Genomic DNA, 20,716 nt, shown 5'->3' with positions numbered 1-20,716 from the left:
ATGCCCGGCGTGAAATGCCGAATTTCTCCACATTCATCCTGGACTGCCCCCCGCCGAGTGCTGTGAATTCCCAGCAGTGGGGCCTGTTGCAGAGGGCGTTGATACGGATACATTCAGCCGCGGTCGACGCATTCACCCGCTCGAAGGGCCACCGTCCGGTGGCTCGGGAACGGGCGACTGCGGCGTGCACGGCTGCGCTCAGGGGGGGTTCCCCGGGCCGGCCTCTAACCAGACCCGGGCCCGCGACCTGCGGGATCCGTGAAGGGCCAGCACAGCACTAGGGGAGTTCGGAATGGCTCAGGGCACCGTCAAGTGGTTCAACGCGGAGAAGGGCTACGGCTTCATCGCGGTCGACGGTGGTGCGGACGTGTTCGTCCACTACAGCGCGATCCAGATGGACGGCTACCGCACCCTCGAGGAGGGCCAGCGGGTCGAGTTCGAGATCTCCCAGGGACAGAAGGGCCCGCAGGCGGACATGGTCCGCGCGGCGGTCTGACCTTTCCGGACCCCGGAGCCTCGGCTCGGCCCACGGGCTGGTGATCCGCTTCGACCGGCGGGCCCGTACGACTCACGTCGTGCGGGCCCGCCGGCATGTCCGGCCCCGGCGGCGCGGACCGGATGGTGCGTACCGGAGCCGTCGGTGCCGGTCCGGCCCCCCGGGAGTGCTGCGGGAGGGGGGACGCGACCGGCCGGATCCTCGACGGGGCTTGCACTCGCCATGCCGGAGTGCTAATCATTGGCGTTAGCACTCACAGCTTGAGAGTGACAACGGACCGGGTCGGTGAGGCCCCCGGGAGCGGTAGGGGAAAGGACCCCCGCACACCAGGGCCGTCCGTCGCGGGCACCTTCCGGTCCGAGCATTCACCGCCGTCTCGGAGGACCACTTCACATGGCAAAGATCATCGCGTTTGACGAGGAAGCTCGCCGCGGCCTTGAGCGCGGGATGAACCAGCTTGCCGACGCTGTCAAGGTGACGCTCGGCCCCAAGGGCCGCAACGTCGTCCTTGAGAAGAAGTGGGGCGCCCCCACGATCACCAACGACGGTGTCTCCATCGCCAAGGAGATCGAGCTCGAGGACCCCTACGAGAAGATCGGTGCCGAGCTCGTCAAGGAGGTCGCCAAGAAGACGGACGACGTCGCTGGCGACGGCACCACCACCGCCACCGTCCTGGCCCAGGCCCTGGTCAAGGAAGGCCTGCGCAACGTTGCCGCCGGTGCCAACCCGATGGCCCTGAAGCGCGGTATCGAGAAGGCCGTCAAGGCCGTCTCCGACCAGCTGCTCGCCCAGGCCAAGGACGTGGAGACCAAGGAGCAGATCGCCTCCACCGCCTCCATCTCCGCCGCCGACACCCAGATCGGCGAGCTCATCGCCGAGGCGATGGACAAGGTCGGCAAGGAAGGCGTCATCACCGTCGAGGAGAGCAACACCTTCGGTCTTGAGCTCGAGCTCACCGAGGGCATGCGCTTCGACAAGGGCTACATCTCGGCGTACTTCGCCACCGACCTGGAGCGGATGGAGGCCTCGTTCGAGGACCCCTACATCCTGATCGCCAACTCCAAGATCGGCTCGGTCAAGGACCTCCTCCCGCTGCTGGAGAAGGTCATGCAGAGCGGCAAGCCGCTGGTCATCATCGCCGAGGACGTCGAGGGCGAGGCCCTGTCGACCCTGGTCGTGAACAAGATCCGTGGCACCTTCAAGTCCGTCGCCGTCAAGGCCCCGGGCTTCGGTGACCGCCGCAAGGCCATGCTCGGCGACATCGCCATCCTCACCGGTGGCACCGTCATCTCCGAGGAGGTCGGCCTCAAGCTGGAGAACGCCGGCGTCGACCTGCTGGGCACCGCCCGCAAGGTGGTCATCACCAAGGACGAGACCACCATCGTCGACGGTGGCGGCGACAGCGACCAGGTCGCCGGTCGGGTCAACCAGATCCGCGCCGAGATCGAGAACAGCGACTCGGACTACGACCGCGAGAAGCTCCAGGAGCGCCTCGCCAAGCTGGCCGGCGGCGTGGCCGTCATCAAGGCCGGCGCGGCGACCGAGGTGGAGCTCAAGGAGCGCAAGCACCGCATCGAGGACGCCGTCCGCAACGCGAAGGCCGCCGTCGAGGAGGGCATCGTCGCCGGTGGTGGCGTCGCGCTGCTGCAGGCCGGTGTCGCGTTCGACAAGCTGGAGCTGGAGGGCGACGAGGCCACCGGTGCCAACATCGTCCGCGTGGCGCTGGAGGCCCCGATCAAGCAGATCGCGGTCAACGCCGGCCTCGAGGGCGGTGTCGTGGTGGAGAAGGTGCGCAACCTCCCCGCCGGTCACGGTCTGAACGCCGCCACCAACGAGTACGTCGACCTCATCGCCGCGGGCATCATCGACCCGGCGAAGGTCACCCGCTCGGCGCTGCAGAACGCCGCCTCCATCGCGGCGCTCTTCCTCACCACCGAGGCCGTCATCGCCGACAAGCCCGAGAAGGCCGGTGCCCCCGCGGGCGGCGGCATGCCGGGTGGCGACATGGACTTCTGATCCTTCCGAGGGTCAGTCGGTTCTGATCGCGAGGGCGGTCCCCTTCGGGGGGCCGCCCTCGCGGCGTTCCCCGGCGCTGCCCGGCGTTCCCCGGCGCTGCCCGGCGTTCGCCGTCCGCCCGGCGCCGGGGCGAGCGGCCGGTGCGGGACAATGGGCGGATGTCCAGCCCTGAAATCGAAGCAGCCCTGCACAGCGCGAGGGCGCTGATCCTCGCCGACCTCAGCGCCCGGGACGTGGCGGAAGCCGCCGTCGTCTCGCTGGTCGAGGACGCCGTCACGCACCGCCGGTGGTGGCTGGAGCAGTGGCCGGACGGCACCGGGTTCGTGCTCGGGCTGGTCGCCCAGGACGTCCAGGACGCGCTGCTGGAGGCCTACGGCCGCTGGCCGCTCTGCTCGGCCTGCGCACTGGACGGGGACCCGCACGCGCTGAGCGTGGAGCCCGAGCTGGGGCCCGACCCGCACTGGGTGTGCGGCAAGGAGGCCGCTGTGGTCGCGCCGGTCGGGCAGCTGGGCTGATCGCCTCCGGGCCCCTTCCGGCCGGGCCCGCCCGCCTGGTGCCGCGCCCGGCCGCTCAGCCTTCCAGCCGCCCGAGCTCCGCGGCCAGGTTCGCCCGGGCGGCCGCGTCGAAGCGCTCCAGGGCGGCCGGGGTCCGGTAGAGCGCCGGCAGCGCGAGCAGCCCGCGCAGAATCTCCGCGCGCCCGGCCCGGAAGGCCTCGTCCGGCACGAAGGCGTACTCCTCCCGGACGGCGGCCGCGTAGGCGGCGTACGCCTCGGGCGGGCCGCCGAGGACGGCCAGGTCGGCGTCGCAGAGCACCTCGCCGTCCCGGTCGCCGGGCTCGGGGTGGTGGGTGACGGTGAGCCGGACCAGCCGGGCGACCTCGGCCACCTGCCGCTCGGGCAGCCCGGCCTCGGCCAGCGCCCGGACGGCGAGGGCCGCACTGCGTTCCTCGTTCTCGGAGCGGTCCGGCTTGTAGACGGCGTCGTGGAACCAGGCCGCCAGCCGGACGGTGTCCGGGTCGTCGGCGTGCCCGGCGAGGGTGTCGATGTGGTCCAGCACGGCCCGCAGGTGCTCGGTGGTGTGGTACCTGCGCTGCGGCTCGGCCCAGCGCCGCAGCAGCTCGCGCCCGTAGGGCTCGGGGTCGACGCCCGCGCCGCAGCGGCGCAGCAGGGCGGACCAGCGGTCGGTGAGGGTTTCGGGCGACGGCATGGGGACATTGTGGCGTGGCGGCCGGCCGGGCCGTCGGGCGCCCCGGCGGGCCGCGCCGGGGGAGCGGCCCGGCTACTGATTCCAGTGGACAGCATATGTAGTTCGCCGATATATATAGACCCATGACAGAACGCTCCATGCAGGAGCCGACGCTGCTTCTGCTCACTGCTCTCGCCGATGCCCCCAGGCACGGCTACGCGCTCATCCAGGAGATCGCCGCGATCTCCGGCGGCCGGGTCCGGATGCGCACCGGCACGCTCTACGGCGCCCTCGACCGGCTGCTCCAGCAAGGCCTGATCAGGGTCGAGAGCGAGGCGGTCGTGGACGGCCGGGCCCGCCGCACCTACGCGCTCGCCGACGCCGGCCGCACCGCGCTCGCCGCCGAGGCCGACCGGCTGCGCGCGGTGGTCGCGGAGGCGGACCGCCGGCTGACCGTCATCCGTCCGAGGATCAAGGGGGCCTTCGCATGACCATCTCCGACACGGTGCTGCGGGCCGCACTGCGGCTCTACCCGGCCGGCTACCGCCGCGAGCGCGGCGAGGAGCTGGCCGACGTCTTCACCGACTCCACCGCCGGCGCGGGGCGCACGGCGACCCTGCGGGAGGCCTTCGACCTGGGCGCCTACGGGCTGCGGCTGCGCACCGGGCTGACCTCCGCCGGGCTGCCCGGCCGGGCGCTGGCCATGGTCGCGCCGTTCGCGGTCGGTGCGGCGGCCGGCCACGCGGGGCTGGTCCTGGTGATCACGGCCTTCGAGGGGCTGCCCGACCCCCGCGCCGGCGGCGGGACGTGGCTGCTGCTGACCCTGCTCTCGGTGCTGCCGGTGGTGGCGGTGCTGGGCGTGCTGTTCGGCAGCTGGAAGCCGGCCCGGATGCTGGCGGTGCCGGCCGTCGTCGTGGCGCCGGTCGCGCTGGTGCTCGGGTACTGGGCGGCCACCCGGGAGATGCCGAACCTCTCGCTGCTCGCCAGGATGTCGGCCTTCTCGGTGCCGGCCGCGCTCTGGGGGCTCAGCGTGCCGGCCGCGCCGGTGGACCTGCTGGGCCGGGTGACCTGGGGCCGGCGCCTGCTCGTCCTGGCGGGATTCCTGTTCGGCGTGGTGCAGAGCGTGCTGCCGGGCCGGGCCTACTTCGGGACGGCCGGCGTCGTCGCGCCGCTTCCGCTGCTGGCGGCGGCGGTGGCCGTGGTGGCGTTCGTCGGGGTCCGGCGCGGGCAGGTGCTGCCGCTCGCGCTGCTGGTCGCGTTGGCGCCGTCGGCGCTGGGGATCTTCGCCGTCGCGGCGGGCGACGCCCTGGGGACGGGCGGGATCATGCTGCCGTTCGCGCTGCTGGTGGCGGCGGGGGTGGTCGTCGTCCTGCGGCTGACCCGGCCGAAGGGGCCGGGGGCGGGGGGTCCGCGGCCGGTGGCGGAGTGAGGGGCCCGCGGCCGGTGGCCGAGTAAGGGGCGGCACCCGTCCCGGGGGGAGTGGCGGATCCGTCGCGGCGGGGGGCTCGCCGCCGGGCGGGGTGATGTGGCAGGCTACCGATATGTCTAGACCAATCTTCGAAGTCATCGCGCTGACCGCCCAGGATGCCCAGGCCGCCGAAGCCGGCGGAGCCGACCGGCTCGAACTGGTCACGGACATGGCCGCCGACGGGCTGACCCCCTCGGTGGAGGACTTCGCCAAGATCCGCGCCGCCGTGGACCTGCCGCTGCGGGTCATGCTGCGGATCCAGGACGGCTTCGCGCCCGGCGGATTGGACGAACTGCTGGCCCGCGCCGCCGAGCTGCGCGCCGAGGGCGCGGACGAGTTCGTGTTCGGCTTCCTGGCCGCCGACGGCAGCGTCGACCTGGCCGCCACCGAGGCGGTGGCCGAGGCCGTCGCGGGCTGCCGCTGGACCTTCCACCGGGCGCTCGACCACAGCGCCGACCGGGCCGCCGTCAGGGCCGCCGTCGGCGCCCTGCCTGGCCTGGACACCTTCCTCACCTCCGGCGCGCCCGCCGGGGTCGACGCGGGCCGGGAGCTCCTCGCCGCCGAACTCGCCCGGGCCGGCGAGCCCGGCTACGCCCAGCGGATCCTGATCGGCGGCGGCCTGCGCGCCGAGCACGTGCCCGGTCTGCGGGCGGCCGGCTTCGACGCGTTCCACGTCGGCGGCGCCGTCCGGGTCGCCGGCTGGGACTCCCCGGTGGACCCGGCCAGGGTCGCCGAGTGGCGGGCCCTGATCGACGCCTGACCAGCACCGGCGCTCCCCGTACGCGAGGCGGGCCGGGCGCTGTCGGAGAGGGGCGGCCGGCACGTCGGCCGCCCCTGCGGCGTCAGCCCACGGCTGCCGGTACGGCCGCCAACTGCTCCGGCAGCGGCTGCGAGTGCAGCACCGTCAGGCCGGAGACGGCACGGGTCAGCGCCACGTACAGCCGGCGCAGGCCGGTCCGCTCGTCCGGCTCGCCGGCGACCACGGCGGCGGGCTCGTCCAGCACCACGTAGTCGTACTCCAGACCCTTGGCGAGCGAGGCGGGGACGAGCGTCAGCCGGGCCGTCGAGGTGGTCTCGGTGCCGGGCACCAGGTGGCCGAGGCCGGCCGCGTCCAGCGCCTCGGCCAGGGCCGGGATCCGGGCGTCGGCCGCGATCAGGCCGGTCGAGCCCTCGTGGGCGAGCGCCTCGCGGCAGGCCGCGACCACGGCGGCGTCGAGGTCGTCCTCGACCCGGTCGACGGTCAGCGAGCCGGGTGCGTCACGCACCGAGGTGGCCGGCGCCAGGCCGGGCGCGATCGCGGGCAGCAGCCGGGAGGCGTACGCGATCACCTCCTCGGGGACGCGGAAGCCCTTGGTGAGCTCCTCGATGTGGGCCCCGGGCTTGCCCAGGTGGTGCAGGGCCTGCGGCCAGTCGGCGGTGGCCCACGGGGTGGTGCCCTGGGCGATGTCCCCGAGGACGGTGGCCGAGCCGGTGCTGCAGCGGCGCCCGACCGCCCGGTACTGCATGGGGGAGAGGTCCTGGGCCTCGTCCAGCACGACATGGCCGAGCGAGGCGGTGCGCTGCACTAGGTCGGTCGCCTCGTCGACCAGGACGGCGTCCGCCGGCGTCCAGGGGGCGGTCTTCACCGAACGGCCGGGCTTGGCCCGGAGCACCGCGCGCTGCTCCTCCTCGTCCAGGAGGCCGTCCGCGCAGGCGGCCAGGAACTCCGGCTCGTTGACCAGCCGGTGCACCAGCTTCGCCGGGTCCACCGGCGGCCAGCAGGCCTTCACCACGGCCTTGACCTGGGCGTTCCTTGCCACGGCGTCCTGCACCCGGTCGTCCGGGGCCTCGCCGCCCTGCTCCATCTTGAGCAGCACGGCGTGCGCGATCCGCTGCGGCATGGCCTCCCGCGCCGCGCCGTAGCGGATGTCGCGGGCCTTCAGCTCCTCGACGATCCCGGTGAGCTCGTGCACCGGCACCCGCCAGCGGCGCGAGCCGCGCACCACCACGCACGGCTCGGTGGGCAGGGCGATCCCGGCGCGGACGGCCCGGCGCAGCACCTCGGCCATCCGGGCGTCGCCCTTCAGCCTGGCGGCCTCGGGGTCGTCCTCGGCTCGCACCTCCACGTGCGCCACCAGCTGCTGCACGGTGGACTGCGCCACCGCCAGCTCGCCGAGCGCCGGGAGCACCTGCTCGATGTACGAGAGGAAGGCGTCGTTGGGGCCGATCACCAGGGTGCCGGTGCGGGCCAGCCGCTCGCGGTGCGCGTACAGCAGGTAGGCGACCCGGTGCAGGCCGACGGCGGTCTTCCCGGTGCCGGGGGCGCCCTGGACGCAGACGGTGCCACCGACGTCGGCCCGGACGATCTCGTCCTGCTCGGGCTGGATGGTGGCCACGATGTCCCGCATCGGGCCGACGCGCGGCTTCTCGATCTCGGCGGCCAGCAGCGCCGAGGCGGCGTCGGTCTCCGCCGGGTCGGTCAGGTGCTCGTCCTCGTACGCGGTCAGCTCGCCGCCGGTGTAGCCGAAGCGGCGGCGGCGCTCGACGTCCTGCGGGTCGGTCCGGCTGGCGCGGTAGAACGGCTGCGAGACGGGGGCCCGCCAGTCGATCACCATCGGGTCGCCGGCCGCGTCGTGCACGTGCCGGCGGCCGATGTAGAAGCTCTCGCCGGTGGCGCCCTCGGCCAGCTCTTCGCTGATCGCGTGCAGGTAGTCCAGGCGGCCGAAGAACAGCGGGGTGTGGGCGAGGTCGGCCAGCGCGGCGATCCTGGCCTCGATCTGCTTGTTCAGGACGATCGCGGTGACCCAGGTGCCGGTCACGTCGGTGGTGTCCAGCGATTCGACGTCCTCGCGCATCACGCGCAGGGCGGTGCGGGAGGCGGCGAGGTGGTCGCGCTCGCGCTGGAGGGGGTCGGTGGAGGAGGTGGCGGGCACAGCGGACCTTCCCGGCTGACCCGTAGGGGGCAGCGGACTCGTGAAGCGCACGTGTGGGGGACAGCCGGCCGGTTACCAAGCGGCAGGCGCCTCCCCCGGCTGCCTGCGCAAGTCAGCGGGCACCACGGTTCGGGAGGGGGCAGACGAAGAATCCTAGACCCGCCGGCCTCAGGGTGCTAACCGAATAAACCCCGGTCGTCCCTGAGATCCCCGTACACCTGGAGGACGACCGAAGTCCTGCCGGAGAGGGCCTTCCGGGTGATGCGCCGGGGGTGTCCGAAAACCTACCGTTGATGGCATGAGCACCGGTCACGGAACGGCGCCCCGGGCAGCGGCCAAGGCCCCCCGGGCGCGCACAGCCAGAAGCAACAGGACCACGCCCGGCGGCGCGACGGCGGCCGGGCCCGGACGCCGCCGCAACCCGCTGGCGCGGGCCGTGCGCAACGTCGGCATCGCGCTCGACACCGTCGCCCGGGTGACGCTGCTGGGCCGCGACGGCGTCCGGTACTGAACCCCGTCCGTCCCGAACCTCGTCCGTCCCGAACCCCGTCCGTCCCGAACAGCGCCGCCCCGGGCCGCCGCGATCCCCTCGGTTACAGCACGTCGTCCGCGTCGATGATGCGGTACGCGTAGCCCTGCTCGGCCAGGAAGCGCTGGCGGTGGGCCGCGAAGTCCTGGTCCACGGTGTCCCGGGCCACCACCGAGTAGAAGTGGGCCGAGTGGCCGTCCGCCTTCGGCCGCAGGACGCGCCCGAGCCGCTGGGCCTCCTCCTGGCGGGAGCCGAAGGTCCCGGAGACCTGGATGGCGACGGTCGCCTCCGGCAGGTCGATCGAGAAGTTGGCGACCTTGGAGACCACCAGGACGCTGATCTCCTTGGTGCGGAACGCCTCGAAGAGCTTCTCGCGCTGGGCGTTGCTGGTCTCGCCCTTGATGACGGGGGCGTCCAGCACCTCGCCCAGCTCGTCGAGCTGGTCGATGTACTGGCCGATGATCAGCGTCTGGTCCTTCTCGTGCTTCTTGACCAGCGCCTCCACCACCCGCCGCTTGGTCGCGGTGGTGGCGCAGAACCGGTACCGCTCCTCCGGCTCGGCGGTGGCGTACGAGAGGCGCTCCGAGTCGGTCAGCGTCACCCGGACCTCGCAGCAGTCGGCGGGCGCGATGTAGCCCTGCGCCTCGATCTCCTTCCACGGCGCGTCGAACCGCTTCGGGCCGATCAGCGAGAACACGTCGCCCTCGCGGCCGTCCTCGCGCACCAGGGTCGCGGTCAGGCCGAGCCGGCGGCGGGCCTGCAGGTCGGCGGTGAACTTGAAGACCGGCGCGGGCAGCAGGTGCACCTCGTCGTAGACCACCAGGCCCCAGTTGCGGGCGTCGAACAGTTCCAGGTGCGCGTAGGTGCCCTTCCGCTTGGTCGTCATCACCTGGTAGGTGGCGATGGTGACCGGGCGGATCTCCTTGCGGGTGCCGCTGTACTCGCCGATCTCGTCCTCGGTCAGCGTGGTGCGCTTGACCAGCTCGTGCTTCCACTGGCGGGCCGAGACGGTGTTGGTGACCAGGATCAGCGTGGTCGACTTGGCCTCGGCCATCGCCGCCGCGCCGACCAGCGTCTTGCCGGCGCCGCAGGGCAGCACGACCACGCCGGAGCCGCCGTGCCAGAAGCCCTCGACGGCCTGCTGCTGGTACGGGCGCAGCGTCCAGCCGTCCTGCTCCAGCTCGATCGGGTGCGCCTCGCCGTCCACGTACCCGGCGAAGTCCTCGGCCGGCCAGCCGAGTTTGAGCAGCACCTGCTTGATCTGGCCGCGCTCGGAGGGGTGCACCACGACGGTGTCCGGGTCGACCCGGGCGCCGACCAGCGGGATGATCTTCTTCGAGCGCAGCACCTCCTCCAGCACCGGGCGGTCGGTGGTGGTGAGCACCAGGCCGTGGGTGGGGTGCTTGCTGAGCTTCAGCCGCCCGTAGCGGGCCATGGTGTCGGCGATGTCCACCAGCAGGGCGTGCGGGACGGGGTAGCGCGAGTAGTTCACCAGGGCGTCGACGACCTGCTCGGCGTCGTGCCCGGCGGCGCGCGCGTTCCACAGGCCGAGCGGGGTGACCCGGTAGGTGTGGACGTGCTCGGGCGCGCGCTCCAGCTCCGCGAACGGGGCGATCACCCGGCGGCAGTCGGCGGCCTTGGGGTGGTCGATCTCCAGCAGGAGCGTTTTGTCGCTTTGGACGATCAGCGGTCCGTCGTTCACGCGGGGAGGCCCTCCGTCGGTTCGGCTGCTCCGGCCGGTTCGGTGCAGACCCTCCAGTGTCGCGCACTCCGGTGGATGCCCGCCCCGCCGGTGACCTCGCCCACGGTGTCGGCCGTAGCAGCTGGGGGAGACGTCGGTCGCTGTCACCGGGAGCCCCTACGCCCGTGGGACAGCGACCGACGCTCTCACGGGTCGGTGGCTCAGAGTCCGAGGATCTCCCGGATGAGGCCGAGCTTGCGATCCGGGGACAGGTCGTTGGGGCGGTCGGCGAGCAGCCCGTTCAGCACGGTGGGGACGTCGGAGCCGTCGGGCGCCTGGATGGCGTCGATGACCTGGGACCGGAGGCCCCCGTCCCGGAGGAACACCCACAGCTCGTGCTCCTTGCGCGGTTCGCTGTTCTCCCTGGGCGACAGCCGCCAGGCCGGAAACCAGCCGAGCCCCTCCGCGATCAGGGTCTCGGCCACTTCGTCCAGGACGTACTTGCCGAGTCTCCGGTAGCCGAGTTCATCGCGCAGGTCGCCGAGTGTGACTCTGAGCAGGCCGCCGGCGAGGCGGCAGCGCTCGGCCACGGTCCCGGCATTGCCTTCGATCGGCGCGAGCACCCCGCCCTGCGCATTCGTTGGGTTGTTCATATTCGGACCAACGAATCACGTCCACCGGGCGATACGTTTTTTCACCACCCTGGGCGCATCCGAGGGGAGGATCGGTGCGGCTGAGGCGTTGGTGGCAGCGGGCCGTGGCGGCCAGGTCGACGGGCTCCACCGCAGACGATGCCGGGTTCCGCAGGCATGGCCGGATCAGACGGAGCCGACCGGAGCCGAACCGTCGGCCGTATACGTAGCTTGAGTGCGTAGACAAACGACACGCCGGGACAAAGGCAGAAATGCCCGATCGGCTTCAGTATGTCACCCCTTTGCATCTTTATGATTCTTTCCTTTCTATGTTGTTGTTGCACGGTGTATTGAGTTGGTGACGGTGCATCACCACCCCTGGTGGGCTAACACTCTGTGGTCCTCCCCGGGGAGACGCCCGTGGCGCCCTGGCGTCCGTACGAGGGCTTGTGGTCCGACCAGAACCCACCATCAGCGCTCCGGCGCCCTCTTCCGGGTGACGGAGCTCAAGGCGACAAGAAAGGGTCCTGTCCTATGGCAGTCGATGCCATTCCGCTCGCCCCACCGGGGAGAGGGCGTAGCCGCTCTCGACTCACAGGGGCGCTTGTCCTGCTGTCCGGATTGACGTTGCTGGCGACGGCCGGTCTGGTCCCGGGCCCCGCCCACGCAGCAGCGGCACCGGTGACGCTGGGGACCGACACCAGCTACGCGGTGCTGGGCGCCACTACGGTCACCAACACCAACCCCAGCGTGATCAACGGCGACCTGGGGCTCAGCCCGGGCACCAGCGTGACGGGCTTTCCGCCCGGGATCGTGAACGGGGTCCAGCACGTCAACGACGCCCAGGCCGCACAGGCTCAGTCCGACCTGGTCATCGCCTACAACGACGCCGCAGGCCGGGCCCCCACGGCCAGCCTGACGTCTCCGGGCGACATCGGCGGACTGACGCTGACGCCCGGCGTCTACAAGGCCACGTCGTCGCTGAACCTCACCGGGACCGTCACCCTGGACGCCCTGGGCGATCCCAGCGCCGTCTTCATCTTCCAGATCGCCTCCACCCTGATCACGGCCCCGTCGAGCGTCGTGAGCCTGGTCAACGGGGCGCAGGCCTGCAATGTGTTCTGGCAGGTGGGCAGCTCCGCCACCATCGACGTCAACTCCTTTTTCAAGGGCAACATCCTGGCCCTCGCGTCCATCACGGTGAACCACGCGGCGGTGATCGAAGGGCGGGCCCTGGCACGTACGGGAGCCGTCACGCTGGACGACAACACCATCACGAGGGCGGCCTGCACCGTCGGCCCGCCCGGACCGAGTGGCCCGCCCGGACCGAGCGGGCCGGCGGGCCCGAGTGGTCCTGCCGGTCCGAGTGGTCCTGCCGGTCCGAGCGGTCCTGCCGGCCCCGGTGGGCCTGCTGGTGCTCCTGGCGCGGCTGGGTCTCCGGGCGCCCCGGGTGCTCCGGGCCCCAACGGTGCTTCCGGCGTGGCCGGTGCTCCGGGTGCTCCGGGTGCTCCGGGCCCCAACGGTGCCCCGGGCGCTCCGGGTGTTCCCGGTGCTCCGGGCCCCAACGGCGCTCCGGGTGCTCCTGGCGCGGCTGGGTCTCCGGGTGCTCCGGGTGCTCCGGGCCCCAACGGTGCTCCGGGTGCTCCTGGCGCGGCTGGGTCTCCGGGCGCTCCGGGTGCTCCGGGCCCCAACGGTGCTCCGGGTGCTCCGGGTGCCAATGGCTCGCCGGGCGCTAACGGTCTCCCCGGTGCCAATGGTTCGCCGGGCGCCAATGGCCTGCCCGGCGCTAACGGCTCGCCGGGTGCCAACGGTTCGCCGGGCGCTCCGGGTGCTAACGGTCTCCCCGGTGCCAATGGTTCGCCGGGTGCTAACGGCTCGCCGGGTGCCAACGGTTCGCCGGGTGCCAACGGTTCGCCTGGCGCTCCGGGTGCTAACGGTCTCCCCGGTGCCAATGGCTCGCCGGGTGCTAGCGGCCTGCCCGGCGCTAACGGCTCGCCGGGTGCCAACGGTTCGCCGGGTGCCAACGGCCTGCCAGGTGCCAATGGTTCGCCTGGTGCCAACGGTTCGCCTGGTGCCAACGGCCTCCCCGGAGCTAATGGCTCCCCGGGTGCCAACGGCCTGCCCGGTGCTAACGGTTCGCCGGGTGCCAACGGTTCGCCGGGCGCTCCGGGTGCTAATGGTTCGCCGGGTGCTAACGGCCTGCCCGGCGCTAACGGCTCCCCGGGTGCCAATGGTTCGCCCGGTGCACCCGGGCCTGCGGGCCCGGCCGGCCCCGCTGGTCCGGCAGGCCCGGCAGGCCCGGCAGGCCCGCCCCAGTCTCCAGGCGGTCATGGTGACCAGGTGTACGGCGGCCCGGTGCAGGGCGGCCCGGTGCAAGGTGATCACGGGAACGGCCAAGGCGACCACGGCAGCGTGCCGGGCGGTCACGAGGAGGCCGGTCCTGTTCAACAGCCGCAGGGGTCGGATCAGGCACTCGCCGCCACCGGCTCGGACGGATCGATCGGCATCATGGTCGGCTCGGCGGCCGCCATCGCCCTGGGAGGTGTACTCGTCTTCCTCATGAGGCGAAGCGGACGAGCCGCCGCCCGCCGACGGCACTAACCCCACGGCAGGGGACACCGGTGGCGAGGCCAGGGGCCCGTTGAGGGTCGTTGTCAGCAATCGGTCTTCACCGGTCGCGGCGCGCCGGAGGACTCACAACGACGGCCGCGGGACTGGCCGGAGCCGATCGTGACCACCCGGAACGCCTGACGACGCATGGCACCGGCCCGCGCCCCTTGGGACGCGGGCCGGTGCAGTCGTTGAGGCCGACTGCGGCGTTGACGCCCCTTGGGTTCGGCCGCGTCGGCTGGTCCGGCGCAGACCCTCCGGTGTCGCGCACTCCGGTGAATGCCCGCGGCGCCGGTGACCTCCGACCCGTCGGGGTCGTTGGGCAGCGCATGAACACGTCCAAGCGCGCCCTCCTCGCCCTCACCCTCGCCGGTGCCGCCCTCTCCGCCGCCGCCGGCTCCGCCCACGCCGTCGACGAGCAGCAGGCCTCCGAGCTGAGCAAGTCCGCGATGCCGGACATCAGCAAGGCCGGCGGGCCGCTTGGCCAGGTCGGCTCCGGCGCCGCGCTCACCATGGCCGGCCTGCTCGGCGGAGTGCCGGTGGGACCGGACTCGATCGGCAAGCTGGCCGACGGGGCGATGAAGGCCAAGGGCTGATCCACCGGGCGGATCGGGGCCCGTCCCGGTGGGACGGGCCGGGGGTTACTTCCACTCCCAGAACTTCGCGACGCCCTTCCCGCTGCCGTCGGTGTCGTACTCGAACACGCCGACCGCGGAGTTGAGCCGGGCGAACCGCTCCGACGAGGTGTCGAAGAAGATCGCGCCCCGCCAGCTCATCGCACCCGGCGCGGTGCCGGTGAACCGGCCGATGCCGTTGCCGTGCCAGACCACCACGTCGCCGTCCGCGGTCATGGTCACGCCCTGGCCCTCACCTACCAGGACGCCGTTGGCGTCCATCGTGGACTCGTAGGTCGCGATCTCGGTGGTCGCGACGCCCAGGAGCTCCCCTTCGGCCTCGTAGGAGACCTCGACATCGCCGCCGGGGAGAACCCGCTTCGCGGTCTCCCGGCTGTGCACCTCGCCCAATTGGTCGCCGAGCATCATGACTCCCTTCCCGGATCCCCCCGGTACCCCGTCCTTCCGGACTACGCCGGGGCGGGGGCGACGTCAACCGGGGGAGACGCCGCGCGGTCCGGGAGATGCGGGGCGGCCGGGCTCAGGCGGTGTCCTCCAGCTCGGCGACGCCGGTGATCCGGTGCAGGGCGAAGGTCCGCAGCTCGTCCGAGTGGTGGTCGAAGGCCGTGACGAAGCCGCCCTCCACCTTCACCGGGTCGATCACCCGCTGGGAGGCCAGGCCCTCGGCGTTGATGTAGCCGATCCACATCCGCTCGCCGAGCAGCACCGCCGTCTGCAGCGCGGCCAGCGTGTCCGCCGCCTGCGAGCGGGGCAGCTGCCGGGTGTCGGTGCGGGCCGGGCCGTCCTGGTGCGGGGTGGCGGCCGGGCCGGTGACGGTCTCCCGGCGGACGGCGGTGGCCGCCCGGTCGCCGGCCCGGACGGCCTTGACCGCCGCGCCGAGCAGCGCGTCGTCCGGGACGGGCGGGCCGTCCGGCACGGGGGTGGGCGCGGTGCGCGGCGGGGTGCGGTGGCTGCCCGGGCGGGAGATCAGCACGTCGCCCTCGGCCGACTCGGCGGCCGGCGCGTAGCCCATCTGGCGCAGGGCGGTCAGCAGCGCCTCGGGGCCCGCCTGGGCGGCCAGCACGGTGGGTGCCAGCAGCCGCAGCCGCAGGTCGGCGGAGCGGCGGTCGGCCAGCACCTCGGCGAGCAGCGCCGGGTCGTCGCAGCGCAGGTACGAGGAGGCGGCGCCGACCCGCAGCACGCCGTGCCGGCGGGCCACGTCGTCGACCAGGTAGCTGAGCGGCTGCGGGACGGGCGTGCGGGAGTGCTGCTCCAGGAAGGCGTGCAGGTCGGCGGCGCTGCGCCCGGCGTCCAGGGCCCGCCGGACGGACTCGGTGGTGAAGCGGTAGACCGTCGCGCCGCCCTTGGACTCCACGTCGGCGCAGAGGGCGAGGGCCTGGGCGAGCGGGGCGAGCAGCGGGCCCGGGGCGATGGCGGTGAGGTCCGGCTGGAGGATCACGTGGTCCAGCGGGCGGGGGAGCAGCGGGGCCAGCACGGCGGCCGCGTCCCGGCCCTCCAGCAGGGCGCGGGCCTGCGAGGACAGGGCGCCGCGGCCGGTGACGCCGAGCTGCTCGGCCTCGGTGAGGGTCCAGTCGGTGAGTTCGTCGCGCAGGTCGCGGCCCTCGGCGGTGGCCGGGCCGCCGCGCAGCGGGCGGTGCCAGCGCATGGCGGGGAGCAGGCCTTCGGCGGTGGAGGTGGAGCCCGGCGGCAGGCCGGCCAGCGCGGTGAGGGCGGCGCGGCGCACGGTCGGCGCCAGGGTGCGGTCGAGTTCGGGGCCGAGCGCGGCCCGGGCCTTGCCCTTGCCGTCCGGGGTGCCGGTGAGGGCGGCGACCCGGGTGCCGGCGAGCCAGGTGCGGGCGAGCAGGGCCCAGCGCTCGGCGGTGGGCTGCTGGAGCCAGGTGTCGTAGGCGGGGGTCGGGGCCCAGCGTTCGTCGGCCTCGCCGTCGGGGGCCAGCAGCCCGGCGCCGTAGGCGAGTTCCAGCCAGAACGCGGTGACCGGCTCGCTGCTGTCGAGGGCCTGCGCGGCGCGCTTGAGGTCGCGGACGCCGACGCCGCCGGCCCGCAGGGTGGCGGGCGGCTGCAGGCCCCAGAGGTCCAGCAGCTCCTCGACGGTGGTCACGGCGGTGTGGGCCTGGCCGGCCGCCGCGCTGTCCACAGCCTGTGGATCGCGGACGGCGGGCCCCGCGAGCGCCGCCGGCGGGACGGGCTCCACGCTGCGGTGGCTGCGGCCGCCGCGCAGGTGCAGGGCCAGCTCGCGGGGCAGCACGACGCTGCCGGGCGAGGAGGGCAGCAGCAGGCCGCGGGCGATCAGCCACTCGACGGGGCTGCGGGCGTCCTCGGCGGTGACCGGCCGGGTGGCGTCCGGGACGGTGCCGTTGGGCGGCCCCCAGACCAGCCGGTCCAGCAGGCGCAGCGAGGGCTCCGGCGCCTGGTCGAGCAGTGCGGCGCAGCGCTTGCGGTCGGCCAGCAGGGCGGCCAGCGCCGCCACGGCGGTGACCGGGTCGGGGGTCGGCGGCAGTCCGGCCGAGGCCAGCAACTGCTGGAGCCGGGCCGGTGACATCCCGACGGTGGCCTCGGCGAGGGTCGGCCCGAGGCCGGTCCGGCCGGGGTTGGCGGCGCTGGGCGCCAGCGCCTCGCGGGCCGCGATCACCAGGTGCAGCGCCGTGTCGGGGCCCCAGAGCAGGGCCCGCTCGCGCAGGGTGGCCAGGGCGCCGGGGAGGGCTTCGGTGACGGCGGCGCGTTCGGCCGGGCCGAGCGGGGTGGCGCCGGGGTGGGGCCTGACCCGGGCCGGACCGGTGAGCAGGTTCCGTACGGCGGTCAGCGGGCTGCCGTCGGGGAGGGCGGCCAGGGCCTCGGCGGCCTGCAGGGTGAAGCGGTCCAGGCGCTCCAGGGCGCGCAGGGCGGAGGCCCGGGAGGAGAGCCGGGCGGAAAGCTGGGTGAGGTCGCCCGGCACCGGGTTGAGCAGGTCGGGACGGGACCGGAGCAGGGCGGCGAGGGCCACGTCGGGGCGGCTGCGGAGCTCCTCGGCGAGGGTGCGCGGGCCTGCGGCGGCGGCTCCGGGGCGTTGTTCGCCCTGCTGTGCGGTCATCCGGCCTAGGTTAGTCGGCTTCGGGCGGGGGTGGCGGCGTCGGGAGCCCGGGGTCTTGGCGGGTGGTGGTGGGAGGCGCCGGGTGGGTAGCGTCGCGGTGGGCGGGATCAGGCGGGTGACCGGGGTGGTGGGCGATGGTGGACGGCGAGTGGTGGCGGCTGAACGGGCCGCGGCGGGGCGACGGTGGCGAGCGGGCGCCGGAGGGGCCGGAGGAGCCGGTCGAGGGCGTGTACCTGCCGCCGGCCGCTGCCGTCCCGGCTCCCGCGCCCCCGGCGGATCCACCGGCCGCGCGGGTGCCCTCGCCGCCGTCGTCCTCGCCGTCACCCTCGTCACCCTCATCGCCGCCCTCGCCGGCGTCCGCCGGTCCGTCGGCCCGCCGGGGCGGGGTGCAGTGGCAGGCCGGCGGTGGGTTCGCCGACTGGGACGCCGTGCACATCGACTTCTCGGCCGTCGACGAGCCCGAGGCCGCGACCGTGCCGGAACCCCGGGACGGCGACGCGGCACCGGGCGCGGCCGGTGCGGCTGCGGCGAAGGACGGCGCGGCGGGGAAGGCGAGCGGGGAGCAGGCGACTGCCGCGCCCCCGGCCGGCCGGGGGCGCGCCGCACGCAAGGCGGCCAAGGAGCAGGCGGCCCAGGACGGCACCGCACCGGCCGCCCGACCCGGCCTGATGGCCGGCCGCCGGCCGGCACCGCTGCTGCTGCTCGCCTCGGCCCTGCTGGTGGGCGGCGCGGTGACCAGGACGGTGCTGGTGATGCTGGTGGGCTGGGCGCTGGCCTACCTCTCCCGCGGACTCGGGGACCGCAGCCGGAAGTTCGCCGTGCTGGGGATCCCGTTGCTGGCCGTCACCGGGCTGGTGCTCTGGTTCTGGGGCCGGGGCCAGGGAAAGTGGGGCCCGGCCCTGCAACCGGGCGAGCAACTCTGGGGCGCGGCGCCGGGGGTGCTGAGGCTGGCGGCGGTCCTCTCCGCCGCGTACCTGCTGGTGGTGACGATGCGGCGGCGCGGGCAGTGAGCGATCCGGCCCCCGGCGGTGCGGACGACGGGCGGCACCGCCGGCCTGGCCGGTGATGCCGCCCTGGCCCTGGCGGAGGGGGTACGGGTGAGTCCTACTCGTGGAACTGGAAGCGCCACGCCTGGTTGAGCTGCCCCGGCTCCAACGGCCGCAGCGCCGTCATCGGGGGGAAGATCCGGAGCAGGCTGAGGTCCACCGCCAGCTCGACGCCGTCGACCGGGCCGCCGGGGACGACGACATGGAAGGTGAACGGCTCGGCGGACTGCCGGAGCTGCCACTCGGTGGCCTGCGAGGAGCCGCGGAGCATCTTGTTGATCTCGGGCACGCCGTCGAAGCTGAGGTACGTCTCGTGCCGCAGGTTCTTGATGGTGACGTTGCCGTTGGAGAGGCCCTCGACGTGCCACTCCTGCTCACCGGGCTGACCGGTCGGCGGCAGGACGACGGCGGGGGCCTTCGAGTCCTGGAGCGTCAGCAACTGCTCGCCGCGCTTGGCGATTCCGTAGGGGCCGTTGGGGATCGGTGCTGCCATGAAAGCTGTCTCCTCGGGTGGGGAAGTCGTCGGTGCACTGCTCCGGCCGGAGCGCACACGGACGATCCTTGCGGTGAGACGTCTGTAGGCGTGACGGACTCGCCCGGCGGTCGCCCGATCGGGTGACGGGCCGCGGCGGTGGGCCGCTGTGATCAGGCGCCGAAGTCGGCGTGGTGGTCGAACTCGCCAGCCTTGACGCCCTGGAGGAACTTGGCGAACTTGGCGCGGGTGGTGCGGACGACTATGTCGCCGTCGTCGGACTCGCGGAGTTCGATCACCCCCTCGACGGTGCGGACCTCCACGCAGTCATTGTTCGCACCGGAGTAGCTGGATTTCTGCCACTCGGAGCTACCCATGTTCGCGTCCCATTTCCTTCTGGATCGATCGGATGAAGTCCCGGGACTCCTCCTCGGGCAGAGCGGTCGACGCCATCTGGGCGAGGATGGCTCGGAACCTCGCCATATGGGCCGGTGCGTCGAAAAGTTGGCAGCCCGGCCCGGTATCAGTCTGGGCGGTGTCCAACTCCGGCACGGGGCCTTCGGCGAAGGTGAAGTTCTCGATCGGGCTGGGGACGGCGTCGATGGCGAACGGCACCACGCGCAGCGAGATGGTCGGCCGCTCCGAATCCTCGATGAGGGCATCGAGCTGTTCGGTGAGCACCTTCGGCCCGCTGAACTGCATCCGCAGAGCTGCCTCGTGGATGAAGGCGGAGTAATGGATTCGCCCGGACCTGACGACTCGCTGTCGCTGCATCCTGAAGGCCGTCCGGAGGTCGACCTCATGTCGGGGCAAGGGCGGGAATGCATGGCCGAACACGGCAGATGCGTAGGCGCCGGTCTGCAGCAGGCCTGGAACGAACGTGATCGTGTAGGTGGCGAGCCTGCGCGCGTGCCCTTCGAGCTCCGCGACCTCGACGAAGTCCGTGGCGAGGGTGTCGCGGTACTCCTCCCACCAGCCGGGCTTTTCGCGGGCGGTGATGATGTCGGCCAGGGCGTTGATCAACGGCTCGTTGACGCACATGCACGTTGCGGCGATCGTCCGCAGACGCTCCACGCTGATGCCGATCTTCCCCGACTCCATCTGTGTCACCTGGGCGGGGTTCATCCCGACGGCGCGGCCGAGCTGACTGCCTCCGAAGCCTGCCTGCTCGCGCATCCTTCGCAGCTCCGAGCCCAGCCTGCGCTGACGGAGTGTGGGGTTCGTCCGGGCCATGGGTTCCTTCCGGGGCAAGGGTGGCCCCAGTCTGCCGCGTTGGCCGGACGGCGGTCCATCTGAGGCGGAATTACCACGAACGGGGGAACATCTCCGATCCATGGAAAATTTACCATGAACGTGCGATACGGTCATTTTGGTTGATCAGACGGATCGTCAGTAACGCTTGATCCCATGGCAGTAGGCGCCTGCTGCCCGCACCGAAGAGCAGCCATGTCCGGCCTGGCTCACGGTGACGAACCCGCCGACGCGTACCTCACCCCATTCCGCACGGAGGTCTCCCATGCGTGCCCGAAACTTGCCCGAACCGCCACTGCCGCCCCGGTCGCCCGAGCCGCCCGACTGGTCGGCCGCCCGCGAGGAACTTCGGGAGGCGATGACCCTGGCCGGGTGGCCGCCCGACGCGGTCCAGGACGCCGACCTCGCCCTCTGCGAGCTGTACGTCAACGCCTGGAAGCACGGGGGCAGTCCGGCCCCGGTCGTGGTGGTGGTCGTGCTGGCCGACCGCACCCTGCGGGTCTCCGTCTCCGACGACAGCCCGGAACTCCCCGAGGAGCGGCCCTGTTCCGACCCGTACGAGCTGTCCGGCCGGGGCCTCCACCTGGTCCGCAGCCTCACCCACCGCTTCGGCGCCGCGCCCCGGAAGGCCGGCAAGTGCATCTGGTTCGAGCTGGATGCCGCCGCATGACCGACCGACACCGCCCTGTCCCTCCCCGCCGCGCGGACCGAGGTGG

At 73.2% G+C, this 20,716-nt stretch carries 19 protein-coding genes and 1 pseudogene; 11 read left to right on the top strand and 9 right to left on the bottom strand.

Annotation, left to right across the window (positions count from 1 at the left end; genetic code table 11):
• Positions 1-292 precede the first annotated feature (292 nt).
• The 3 genes from OG689_RS18805 (at position 293) to OG689_RS18795 (ending at position 3,027) form a co-directional block, all read left to right on the top strand.
• Positions 293-496, top strand: coding sequence for a cold-shock protein (locus OG689_RS18805; RefSeq protein WP_030289665.1), 204 nt, complete (start codon positions 293-295; stop codon positions 494-496).
• A 393-nt stretch (positions 497-889) separates the two neighbouring features.
• Positions 890-2,512 (top strand): chaperonin GroEL, encoded by a 1,623-nt coding sequence (gene groL / locus OG689_RS18800; RefSeq protein WP_073924018.1) that lies wholly within the window; start codon positions 890-892, stop codon positions 2,510-2,512.
• 158 nt (positions 2,513-2,670) lie between these two features.
• Complete coding sequence (locus tag OG689_RS18795) at positions 2,671-3,027, top strand: hypothetical protein (RefSeq protein ID WP_266321831.1); 357 nt, start codon at positions 2,671-2,673, stop codon at positions 3,025-3,027.
• 55 nt (positions 3,028-3,082) lie between these two features.
• On the opposite strand, the gene OG689_RS18790 is transcribed toward OG689_RS18795, so the two are convergent.
• Complete coding sequence (locus OG689_RS18790; RefSeq protein WP_266321830.1) at positions 3,083-3,718, bottom strand: HD domain-containing protein; 636 nt, start codon at positions 3,716-3,718, stop codon at positions 3,083-3,085.
• Positions 3,719-3,840: 122 nt separating this feature from the next.
• Here OG689_RS18790 and OG689_RS18785 point away from each other — a divergent pair, with 122 nt between their 5' ends.
• The 3 genes from OG689_RS18785 to OG689_RS18775 all read left to right on the top strand — a co-directional run bounded on the left by OG689_RS18785 (position 3,841) and on the right by OG689_RS18775 (position 5,925).
• Positions 3,841-4,188: a PadR family transcriptional regulator gene (locus OG689_RS18785; protein WP_266321828.1), complete on the top strand. Its 348-nt coding sequence runs from the start codon at positions 3,841-3,843 to the stop codon at positions 4,186-4,188.
• Positions 4,185-5,126 carry a hypothetical protein gene (locus tag OG689_RS18780; RefSeq protein ID WP_266321826.1) on the top strand — a complete coding sequence of 314 codons (942 nt, stop codon included), beginning with the start codon at positions 4,185-4,187 and terminating at the stop codon, positions 5,124-5,126. The genes OG689_RS18785 and OG689_RS18780 overlap by 4 nt, the downstream gene beginning before the upstream one ends.
• A 112-nt stretch (positions 5,127-5,238) precedes the next feature.
• The gene (locus OG689_RS18775; RefSeq protein WP_266321824.1) at positions 5,239-5,925 is read left to right on the top strand and encodes a copper homeostasis protein CutC; all 687 of its coding nucleotides are present in this window, start codon (positions 5,239-5,241) and stop codon (positions 5,923-5,925) included.
• Positions 5,926-6,007: 82 nt separating this feature from the next.
• On the opposite strand, the gene OG689_RS18770 is transcribed toward OG689_RS18775, so the two are convergent.
• Positions 6,008-8,077 (bottom strand): ATP-binding domain-containing protein, encoded by a 2,070-nt coding sequence (locus OG689_RS18770; protein ID WP_266321822.1) that lies wholly within the window; start codon positions 8,075-8,077, stop codon positions 6,008-6,010.
• Positions 8,078-8,375: 298 nt separating this feature from the next.
• Here OG689_RS18770 and OG689_RS18765 point away from each other — a divergent pair, with 298 nt between their 5' ends.
• Positions 8,376-8,588 carry a hypothetical protein gene (locus tag OG689_RS18765; RefSeq protein ID WP_266321820.1) on the top strand — a complete coding sequence of 71 codons (213 nt, stop codon included), beginning with the start codon at positions 8,376-8,378 and terminating at the stop codon, positions 8,586-8,588.
• An 82-nt stretch (positions 8,589-8,670) separates the two neighbouring features.
• Here the strand turns inward: OG689_RS18765 and OG689_RS18760 are convergent, their stop codons facing one another.
• Complete coding sequence (locus OG689_RS18760) at positions 8,671-10,308, bottom strand: DNA repair helicase XPB (RefSeq protein ID WP_190212794.1); 1,638 nt, start codon at positions 10,306-10,308, stop codon at positions 8,671-8,673.
• 200 nt (positions 10,309-10,508) lie between these two features.
• Positions 10,509-10,940, bottom strand: a complete 432-nt coding sequence (locus OG689_RS18755) for a hypothetical protein (protein ID WP_266321817.1) — start codon at positions 10,938-10,940, stop codon at positions 10,509-10,511.
• Positions 10,941-11,453: 513 nt separating this feature from the next.
• Between OG689_RS18755 and OG689_RS18750 the strand changes: the two are divergent.
• Positions 11,454-12,137 (top strand): annotated as a pseudogene (locus tag OG689_RS18750) (ice-binding family protein); the annotation flags it as partial.
• 1,721 nt (positions 12,138-13,858) lie between these two features.
• Entirely contained in the window at positions 13,859-14,125 is a 267-nt protein-coding gene (locus OG689_RS18745) for a hypothetical protein (RefSeq protein WP_073924028.1), read from the top strand.
• 45 nt (positions 14,126-14,170) lie between these two features.
• On the opposite strand, the gene OG689_RS18740 is transcribed toward OG689_RS18745, so the two are convergent.
• Together OG689_RS18740 and OG689_RS18735 are read right to left on the bottom strand one after the other, a co-directional pair.
• Positions 14,171-14,569: a hypothetical protein gene (locus OG689_RS18740; protein ID WP_266321814.1), complete on the bottom strand. Its 399-nt coding sequence runs from the start codon at positions 14,567-14,569 to the stop codon at positions 14,171-14,173.
• 115 nt (positions 14,570-14,684) lie between these two features.
• Positions 14,685-17,231: a helicase C-terminal domain-containing protein gene (locus OG689_RS18735; RefSeq protein ID WP_266321812.1), complete on the bottom strand. Its 2,547-nt coding sequence runs from the start codon at positions 17,229-17,231 to the stop codon at positions 14,685-14,687.
• A 134-nt stretch (positions 17,232-17,365) separates the two neighbouring features.
• On the opposite strand from OG689_RS18735, the gene OG689_RS18730 reads away from it, so the two are divergent.
• The gene (locus tag OG689_RS18730) at positions 17,366-18,241 is read left to right on the top strand and encodes a hypothetical protein (RefSeq protein WP_266321810.1); all 876 of its coding nucleotides are present in this window, start codon (positions 17,366-17,368) and stop codon (positions 18,239-18,241) included.
• A 94-nt stretch (positions 18,242-18,335) separates the two neighbouring features.
• Here the strand turns inward: OG689_RS18730 and OG689_RS18725 are convergent, their stop codons facing one another.
• From OG689_RS18725 to OG689_RS18715, 3 genes are all read right to left on the bottom strand, one after another.
• A complete protein-coding gene (locus tag OG689_RS18725; RefSeq protein WP_266321808.1) occupies positions 18,336-18,770 on the bottom strand; it encodes a hypothetical protein in 435 nt (144 codons plus the stop codon).
• Positions 18,771-18,922: 152 nt separating this feature from the next.
• Positions 18,923-19,126: a DUF397 domain-containing protein gene (locus OG689_RS18720; RefSeq protein WP_266321806.1), complete on the bottom strand. Its 204-nt coding sequence runs from the start codon at positions 19,124-19,126 to the stop codon at positions 18,923-18,925.
• Entirely contained in the window at positions 19,119-19,982 is an 864-nt protein-coding gene (locus tag OG689_RS18715; protein ID WP_266321804.1) for a helix-turn-helix transcriptional regulator, read from the bottom strand. The genes OG689_RS18720 and OG689_RS18715 overlap by 8 nt, the downstream gene beginning before the upstream one ends.
• A 283-nt stretch (positions 19,983-20,265) precedes the next feature.
• Between OG689_RS18715 and OG689_RS18710 the strand changes: the two genes are divergently transcribed.
• The gene (locus OG689_RS18710) at positions 20,266-20,670 is read left to right on the top strand and encodes an ATP-binding protein (RefSeq protein ID WP_266321802.1); all 405 of its coding nucleotides are present in this window, start codon (positions 20,266-20,268) and stop codon (positions 20,668-20,670) included.
• Positions 20,671-20,716 lie beyond the last annotated feature (46 nt).

The organism is Kitasatospora sp. NBC_00240 (genome assembly GCF_026342405.1).
GTDB lineage: Bacteria > Actinomycetota > Actinomycetes > Streptomycetales > Streptomycetaceae > Kitasatospora.
The sequence above is the reverse complement of the archived record's forward strand: the minus strand, read 5'-3'. Positions and strand labels throughout refer to the sequence as shown.

Coding starts and splice junctions, on each gene's coding strand:
- OG689_RS18755 (WP_266321817.1), bottom strand. CDS start 10,940: ATGAACAACCCAACGAATGCGCAGGGCGGGGTGCTCGCGCCGATCGAA.
- OG689_RS18780 (WP_266321826.1), top strand. CDS start 4,185: ATGACCATCTCCGACACGGTGCTGCGGGCCGCACTGCGGCTCTACCCG.
- OG689_RS18730 (WP_266321810.1), top strand. CDS start 17,366: ATGGTGGACGGCGAGTGGTGGCGGCTGAACGGGCCGCGGCGGGGCGAC.
- OG689_RS18735 (WP_266321812.1), bottom strand. CDS start 17,231: ATGACCGCACAGCAGGGCGAACAACGCCCCGGAGCCGCCGCCGCAGGC.
- OG689_RS18785 (WP_266321828.1), top strand. CDS start 3,841: ATGACAGAACGCTCCATGCAGGAGCCGACGCTGCTTCTGCTCACTGCT.
- groL (WP_073924018.1), top strand. CDS start 890: ATGGCAAAGATCATCGCGTTTGACGAGGAAGCTCGCCGCGGCCTTGAG.
- OG689_RS18745 (WP_073924028.1), top strand. CDS start 13,859: ATGAACACGTCCAAGCGCGCCCTCCTCGCCCTCACCCTCGCCGGTGCC.
- OG689_RS18775 (WP_266321824.1), top strand. CDS start 5,239: ATGTCTAGACCAATCTTCGAAGTCATCGCGCTGACCGCCCAGGATGCC.
- OG689_RS18710 (WP_266321802.1), top strand. CDS start 20,266: ATGCGTGCCCGAAACTTGCCCGAACCGCCACTGCCGCCCCGGTCGCCC.
- OG689_RS18740 (WP_266321814.1), bottom strand. CDS start 14,569: ATGCTCGGCGACCAATTGGGCGAGGTGCACAGCCGGGAGACCGCGAAG.
- OG689_RS18725 (WP_266321808.1), bottom strand. CDS start 18,770: ATGGCAGCACCGATCCCCAACGGCCCCTACGGAATCGCCAAGCGCGGC.
- OG689_RS18790 (WP_266321830.1), bottom strand. CDS start 3,718: ATGCCGTCGCCCGAAACCCTCACCGACCGCTGGTCCGCCCTGCTGCGC.
- OG689_RS18805 (WP_030289665.1), top strand. CDS start 293: ATGGCTCAGGGCACCGTCAAGTGGTTCAACGCGGAGAAGGGCTACGGC.
- OG689_RS18720 (WP_266321806.1), bottom strand. CDS start 19,126: ATGGGTAGCTCCGAGTGGCAGAAATCCAGCTACTCCGGTGCGAACAAT.
- OG689_RS18715 (WP_266321804.1), bottom strand. CDS start 19,982: ATGGCCCGGACGAACCCCACACTCCGTCAGCGCAGGCTGGGCTCGGAG.
- OG689_RS18795 (WP_266321831.1), top strand. CDS start 2,671: ATGTCCAGCCCTGAAATCGAAGCAGCCCTGCACAGCGCGAGGGCGCTG.
- OG689_RS18765 (WP_266321820.1), top strand. CDS start 8,376: ATGAGCACCGGTCACGGAACGGCGCCCCGGGCAGCGGCCAAGGCCCCC.